Genomic DNA, 1,554 nt, shown 5'->3' on the forward strand with positions numbered 1-1,554 from the left:
TTAGGACATGAAGTGGTCGATGCCATGCTTCCAGGAAAAGCTTCTAAGCTTCAGGTAACCAGGAACCGTACCCCAAACCGACACAGGTGGTTGGGTAGAGAATACCAAGGCGCTTGAGAGAACTCGGGTGAAGGAACTAGGCAAAATGGCACCGTAACTTCGGGAGAAGGTGCGCCGGCGAAGGTGAAGGGTTTACCCCGTAAGCTTTTGCCGGTCGAAGATACCAGGCCGCTGCGACTGTTTATTAAAAACACAGCACTCTGCAAACACGAAAGTGGACGTATAGGGTGTGACGCCTGCCCGGTGCCGGAAGGTTAATTGATGGGGTTAGCGCAAGCGAAGCTCTTGATCGAAGCCCCGGTAAACGGCGGCCGTAACTATAACGGTCCTAAGGTAGCGAAATTCCTTGTCGGGTAAGTTCCGACCTGCACGAATGGCGTAACGATGGCGGCGCTGTCTCCACCCGAGACTCAGTGAAATTGAAATCGCTGTGAAGATGCAGTGTATCCGCGGCTAGACGGAAAGACCCCGTGAACCTTTACTATAGCTTTGCACTGGACTTTGAGCTTGCTTGTGTAGGATAGGTGGGAGGCTTTGAAGCGTGGACGCCAGTCTGCGTGGAGCCAACCTTGAAATACCACCCTGGCAACCTTGAGGTTCTAACTCAGGTCCGTTATCCGGATCGAGGACAGTGTATGGTGGGTAGTTTGACTGGGGCGGTCTCCTCCCAAAGAGTAACGGAGGAGTACGAAGGTGCGCTCAGACCGGTCGGAAATCGGTCGTAGAGTATAAAGGCAAAAGCGCGCTTGACTGCGAGACAGACACGTCGAGCAGGTACGAAAGTAGGTCTTAGTGATCCGGTGGTTCTGTATGGAAGGGCCATCGCTCAACGGATAAAAGGTACTCCGGGGATAACAGGCTGATACCGCCCAAGAGTTCATATCGACGGCGGTGTTTGGCACCTCGATGTCGGCTCATCACATCCTGGGGCTGAAGCCGGTCCCAAGGGTATGGCTGTTCGCCATTTAAAGTGGTACGCGAGCTGGGTTTAGAACGTCGTGAGACAGTTCGGTCCCTATCTGCCGTGGACGTTTGAGATTTGAGAGGGGCTGCTCCTAGTACGAGAGGACCGGAGTGGACGAACCTCTGGTGTTCCGGTTGTCACGCCAGTGGCATTGCCGGGTAGCTATGTTCGGAAGAGATAACCGCTGAAAGCATCTAAGCGGGAAACTTGCCTCAAGATGAGATCTCACTGGAGCCTTGAGCTCCCTGAAGGGCCGTCGAAGACTACGACGTTGATAGGTGGGGTGTGTAAGCGCTGTGAGGCGTTGAGCTAACCCATACTAATTGCCCGTGAGGCTTGACCATATAACACCCAAGCAATCTGTGCCTGCACAGAGCGCGGTGGTGAAGACGCATTCGAAAAGACGCACACTCACACATCACATACCCAGATCTGCAGCTGCGTGAACACAGCCGTGAACACGAAGCCGCAACCCGAATTTCTTGACGACCATAGAGCATTGGAACCACCTGATCCCATCCCGAACTCAG

At 53.9% G+C, this 1,554-nt stretch carries 2 rRNA genes; both read left to right on the forward strand.

The annotated features are described in order from the left end of the window. Positions 1-1,368: ribosomal RNA gene (locus HBH25_RS22930) — 23S ribosomal RNA — on the forward strand; the annotation flags it as partial. Between the two features lie 137 nt (positions 1,369-1,505). Continuing rightward, positions 1,506-1,554 (forward strand): 5S ribosomal RNA (gene rrf, locus HBH25_RS23905); the annotation flags it as partial.

The sequence above is a fragment of the Pseudomonas quercus genome, from assembly GCF_012033695.1.
In the GTDB taxonomy this organism is placed as follows: domain Bacteria; phylum Pseudomonadota; class Gammaproteobacteria; order Pseudomonadales; family Pseudomonadaceae; genus Aquipseudomonas; species Aquipseudomonas quercus.